The 5,280-nt window shown below is 75.5% G+C and carries 5 protein-coding genes; 3 read left to right on the forward strand and 2 right to left on the reverse strand.

Translation table 11 applies throughout. The features are described from left to right. Both ABD296_RS48760 and ABD296_RS48765 read right to left on the reverse strand, forming a co-directional pair. The coding region (locus tag ABD296_RS48760; RefSeq protein WP_344285166.1) for a DUF58 domain-containing protein at positions 1 to 1,142 on the reverse strand (1,142 nt) is incomplete at its 3' end. Between the two features lie 4 nt (positions 1,143 to 1,146). Beyond that, complete coding sequence (locus tag ABD296_RS48765) at positions 1,147 to 2,232, reverse strand: AAA family ATPase (protein ID WP_344285169.1); 1,086 nt, start codon at positions 2,230 to 2,232, stop codon at positions 1,147 to 1,149. A 492-nt stretch (positions 2,233 to 2,724) separates the two neighbouring features. Between ABD296_RS48765 and mraZ the strand changes: the two genes are divergently transcribed. The 3 genes from mraZ to ABD296_RS48780 all read left to right on the forward strand — a co-directional run bounded on the left by mraZ (position 2,725) and on the right by ABD296_RS48780 (position 5,242). Then, complete coding sequence (gene mraZ, locus ABD296_RS48770) at positions 2,725 to 3,156, forward strand: division/cell wall cluster transcriptional repressor MraZ (RefSeq protein ID WP_344285172.1); 432 nt, start codon at positions 2,725 to 2,727, stop codon at positions 3,154 to 3,156. A 245-nt stretch (positions 3,157 to 3,401) separates the two neighbouring features. Beyond that, positions 3,402 to 4,388 (forward strand): 16S rRNA (cytosine(1402)-N(4))-methyltransferase RsmH, encoded by a 987-nt coding sequence (gene rsmH / locus ABD296_RS48775; RefSeq protein WP_344285175.1) that lies wholly within the window; start codon positions 3,402 to 3,404, stop codon positions 4,386 to 4,388. Continuing rightward, positions 4,385 to 5,242 (forward strand): hypothetical protein, encoded by an 858-nt coding sequence (locus ABD296_RS48780; RefSeq protein ID WP_344285178.1) that lies wholly within the window; start codon positions 4,385 to 4,387, stop codon positions 5,240 to 5,242. Before rsmH ends, ABD296_RS48780 begins: the two co-directional genes overlap by 4 nt. The last annotated feature ends 38 nt before the right edge of the window (positions 5,243 to 5,280 follow it).

Consider the following 5,280-nt stretch of genomic DNA (forward strand, 5'->3'; position numbering starts at 1 on the left):
CCGCCGGTGCCGTCCGCCCGGTCGCCGGGACCGGCATCGACCAGCACCGCGAGCCGGGTGCCCGCGACGCGCCGCGCCGCCGCCACCCGGTGCGCCTCCTCGGCGGTCAGCGCCCCGAACACCGCCGCGACCAGCCCGTCGCCCTCTCGGCCCGTCCCGGCCGCGCCGCCCAGCGCGGCCAGGCCGGGCGTCAGCGACGTCGCCTTGGACCTGCGCGCCACCGCCAGCGCCTCCAGCAGCAGCCCCTCGAAGGCCCCGTCGAAGGACGCCGCGGACGACAGCGCCTCACCCCCGTCGGTGACGAACCGCAGGTTCATCCCCGTCCGGCCGAGGTGCACGCCGATCGACGCGGCCACCGACACCGCCTGCTCGAACGAGCCGCCCGGCCCGTCGCCCCAGTGCGCGCGGCGGCGCGTGTCGAGCAGGAGCGTCCCGCTGCTCTGGAAGTGCTGCTCCTCGCGGCGCACCATCAGCTCGCCGTGCCGCGCGGTGGACCGCCAGTGCACGCGGCGGAGGTCGTCGCCGTGCCGGTACTCGCGCGGCGCCACGTCGTCCTCGCCCGCCGCCGACATCGCGCGCGCCAGGCTCTCGCCGCCCCCGCCCCACGCGCCGGTCAGCCGGGTCGCCGGCAGCGGCACGATCGCCGGGGTGACCGTCAGGGTGTCGGACATGCTGAACGAGCGGACCAGCTCCACCATCCCGAACGGGTCGGCCAGCCGGACCGTCAGCGGCCCCACCCGGAACCGGCCCCGCACGTCGGAGCGGATCCGGTAGCCGAGCTCGCGCGACCCCTGCGACTCGATCCGGTCCAGCACGAACCGGGCCCGCCCGCCGAGCGCGTACGGCACCCGGTCCTCCACCAGCAGCAGCCCGCTCGGCAGCCGCGACACGTTCTCCAGCCGCAGGTCGACGCGCGTCTCGTGGCCGACCGGCAGCCGGGGCGGCTCCAGCCGCCGCGCGCACGCCAGCCGGTAGCGGGTCCGCGACACCGCCAGCGTGGACAGCAGCGGCAGCACCAGCACCAGCACCCCGGCGCGCAGCAGGTCGCGCTCGCCGAGCACGAACGCGCACACGATCGCGGTCGCGCCGGCGGCCACGAACGACCGCCCGCGCGTGGTGAGGCCGGCCAGCGCCCTTCTCAACCGGTCACTTCCCGGGGGAGGGCACCGGGAGCCGCCGCACCAGGTCGGCGACCACCTGCTCGGGCCGGCGCCGCTCGACCTGCGCCTCCGCGGTCGGCAGCAGCCGGTGGGCCAGGACGGGGACGGCGAGCTCCTGGACGTCGTCGGGCAGCACGTAGTCGCGCTCGTCCAGCGCCGCGTACGCGCGCGCCGCCCGCACCAGGTGCAGCGTGGCGCGGGGGGAGGCGCCGAGCCGCAGCTCCGGGTGCTTGCGGGTCGCGGTGACCAGGTCGATCGCGTACTGCCGCACCGACGCCGCGACGTGCTGGCGGCGCACCACCTCGATCAGGTCGCGGACGTCGGAGGCGTGCGCGACCGGGGTGAGCCGGTCCAGGGGCGACGACCCGCCGTGCGCGTCCAGCATCTCCAGCTCGGACGCCGGGTCGGGGTACCCCATCGAGATCCGCGCGGTGAACCGGTCGCGCTGCGCCTCCGGCAGCGGGTAGGTGCCCTCCATCTCGACCGGGTTCTGCGTGGAGATCACCATGAACGGCGGCTCCAGCGCGTAGGTGGTGCCGTCCACCGTGACCTGGCGCTCCTCCATGCACTCCAGCAGCGCCGACTGCGTCTTCGGCGACGCGCGGTTGATCTCGTCGCCGACCACGATGTTGGCGAACACCGGCCCCGGCTTGAACTCGAACTCGCGCAGCTCCTGGTTGTAGGCGCTCACCCCGGTGATGTCGCTCGGCAGCAGGTCCGGGGTGAACTGCACCCGGCGCACCGAGCAGTCGACCGAGCGCGCGAGCGCCTTGGCCAGCATCGTCTTGCCGACCCCGGGGACGTCCTCGATCAGCAGGTGCCCCTCGGCGAGCAGCACGGTCAGCGCCAGCCGCACCGCCTTCGGCTTGCCCTCGATCACCGACTCGACGGCGTCCCGGATCCTGCCCGCCACCCGCGCGAGCCCGGCCAGGTCGCGGGCGGACCCCTCGCGCGCCGCCGCGCCGTTCGCCGCCCCGTCCTCCAGGCCGCCGCCCGCGCCGCCGGGCCGGGCGGAGCGCGATGCCGGTGGGTCGGTCTCCATGAACGACTCGCCGTGCGTGCCTACTGCCACCAAACCCTCCTCAGCCGTCCGGCCGCGCGGTGCTCCTCGAAGGCCCCTGACGGAGCCCGCCCCCCGGGAGCGGGGGCCCGTCTCCTCGCGACCGGTGCGGCGCTCTGCGCGCCCGCCCAACCGACAGTACGTCGTCGGAGGGCCTGCCGCGATGTTCATGTGGAACGCGAGCCCATTGTGCTCCACGGGGATCGCCGCCACAGCCCCGCGGCACCCACCACTTCGCCCCACCCGCCGCTCCCCTCCCGTCCCGGGGGTCCCGTGCGGGAACCCCGGCGGGCGCCGCGGAACGGGCCCGCGCGGGGGAGCGTGGCGGGAGGCGCGCAGGGGCGCCCGCCGCCCCCCACTCCGCTCCACCCCGTCTGACCTGCGGTTTTCTTGACGATCTTCGCGCGTGAGAGACGTTTTCCTTGTTGACGGTGGGGAAGAGTGGAGTAGAGTGGGGCGCCGTGGGGAGCAGTAGCGCCTCATGCGGCGCGGGAGGTGGGGCCGGTGTTCCTCGGCACCCATTCGCCGCGTCTCGACGACAAGGGACGACTGTTCCTGCCGGCGAAGTACCGCGAGGAGCTGTCGGGGGGATTGGTGATCACGAAGGGCCAGGAACGCTGCCTGTACGTCTTCCCCATGGCGGAGTTCCAGCGCATCACCGAGGCTCTGCGTGCCGCGCCGGTCACCGAGAAGGCGGTCCGCGCCTACAGCCGGGTCTTCTTCGCCAGCGCCTCCGACGAGGTCCCCGACAAGCAGGGCCGCGTCACGATCCCGCCGCCGCTGCGCACGTACGCGGGGCTCACCCGCGACTGCGCGGTCATCGGCGCCAACACGCGTCTGGAGATCTGGGACGCGCAGGCCTGGGAGTCCTACCTCGAGCAGGAGGAGCAGGCGTTCTCCGACGTCTCGGAGGAGGTGTTGCCAGGGATCCTCTGAGGCACGACCCGTCGGTCCGTTGACCGGCACCGGCCCACGTTCGGCCAGGTCTCCAGCCGCTCTCCGAGCCAGCTGGCGCAGCTTCCCCGGCGCCAGACGGCGACCCCCCGCGGCAACGCGGTGATCTTCCCTAGGGCAGCGGATGGGGACCTGGCCGGGCGAGGCCGCCGCCGGGGGCGGGCAAGGTCCGGACCGGCGATGCCACACAGTCCGCGAGCGAGGTGGCAGTACCAGGGGGGTGAACCATGGACGTGGGAGACCACGCGACCGGGGCCGGTCACGTACCGGTCATGCTCGGTCGCGTTCTGGAACTCCTCGCCCCCGCCGTGGACGCCGCCCGCGACGCCGGGCGCGCACCCCTCTACCTCGACGCCACGCTCGGCATGGGCGGCCACGCCGAGGCCATGCTCCGGGCCCACTCCGACCTGCGGCTCATCGGGCTCGACCGCGATACCACCGCGCTGGAGCGCTCCGCCCGCCGGCTCGCCGCGTTCGGCGACCGCGTCACGCTCGAGCACGCCGTCTACGACGAGATCCCCGCCGTCCTCGCCCGGCTCCGCGTCCGGTCCGTGGACGCTGTGCTGTTCGACCTCGGCGTCTCCTCCCCGCAGCTCGACGAGGCCGACCGCGGCTTCGCCTACTCCTACGACGCCCCCCTCGACATGCGGATGGACCGCACCCAGACCCTCACCGCGGCGGAGGTCGTCAACGGCTACCCGCCCGCCGAGCTCGCCCGCATCCTGCGCGAGTACGGCGAGGAGCGGTTCGCCCAGCGCGTCGCCGCGGCGATCGTCCGCGAGCGCGAGCGCGCCCCGCTCGACTCCACCAGGCGGCTCGCGGACCTGGTCCGCACCTCCATCCCGGCCGCGACCCGCCGCACCGGCGGCAACCCGGCCAAACGGACGTTCCAGGCGCTGCGCATCGAGGTGAACGGCGAGCTGGACATCTGGCGGCGGGCGCTGCCCGCCGCCCTGGACGCGCTCCCGGTCGGCGGCCGGGTCGCCGTCCTCAGCTACCACTCGCTGGAGGACCGCATCACCAAGCGGGTCCTCGGCGCGCAGGCGGCCGACACCACCCCGCCGGAGCTGCCCGTCCCGCTGCCCGAGCACGAGCCGAGGTTCCGGCTCCTGACGCGCGGGGCCGAGGTGCCGTCCGACGAGGAGACCACGACCAACCCAAGGGCCGGGTCGGTGCGGTTGCGCGCCGCCGAGCGGGTCCGGGAGGCGACATGACGACGACGAGCCGACGCCCGCCGGCCACCGCGCCCGCCAGGAACGCACCGAAGAAGGCCGCACCGAAGGACGCGGAGAAGAAGGCCGCACCGCGGAAGCGGCGCGACCCGGACCGCCCGTCCGACGGCGGCGTCACGGGAACGGCCGCCGCGCCGCCGCGCAGGGCGAGCCCGTCCAGGGGAGCCCCGCCCAAGAGCAGGCCGGCGAAGAGCCCGGCCAAGAGCCCGGCCAAGGGTGCGGTGAAGAGCGCGCCGGCTCCGGCGGCCCCGTCCAGGACCGGGCCGCGCAAGAACGCGCAAGCGGTGGCCGTCGAGGCGCGGCGCGCGCCCCGGCGGGCCGCCGCCGGGCCGCCGCGCGCCCCGTTCGTGCTGCTCATCATCGCGCTGCTCGGCGGTGCCCTGGTCAGCCTGCTGCTGCTCAACACCGTCCTGGCGAAGGACGCCTTCACGCTGAGCAAGCTCGAGCAGCAGAACAAGGAGCTCGAGCAGGAGAGTCAGTCGCAGGCGGCGGACAACGAGGAGGAGAGCTCGCCGCAGAACCTGTCGAAGAAGGCCGAGGCGCTCGGCATGGTCCCGAACAGCACGCCGCGGTTCTACTTCCCCGGCACCGGCCGGACCAGCGGAAGCAAGCTGCGCCCGGTCCCGCAGGCGGCGGCCGCGTCCGCAGGCGCGGCGGCCGTGGTCGGCGTGCCCGGCACCGTGGTGCCCGGCGACGGCGTCCCCCAGCCGCCCGCCGCGACCGGCGGCGGCTCCGGCGGCTCGGCGCACGGCAACGGCGGGGCCGGCGGCAACGGCTCGGCGCACGGGAACGGTGCGGCGAACGGCGGCGCCCGGAACGGGAGCGGCCGCCCGTGACGCGCAGCGGACATGCCGGCGAGGGGGGCGGGGAGCGG

The organism is Actinomadura napierensis (assembly GCF_039529375.1).
In the GTDB taxonomy this organism is placed as follows: domain Bacteria; phylum Actinomycetota; class Actinomycetes; order Streptosporangiales; family Streptosporangiaceae; genus Spirillospora; species Spirillospora napierensis.

Bases quoted from the DNA above. Each gene is read 5' to 3' on its own strand.
- rsmH (WP_344285175.1), top strand. From the start codon at position 3,402: ATGGACGTGGGAGACCACGCGACCGGGGCCGGTCACGTACCGGTCATG.
- ABD296_RS48780 (WP_344285178.1), top strand. From the start codon at position 4,385: ATGACGACGACGAGCCGACGCCCGCCGGCCACCGCGCCCGCCAGGAAC.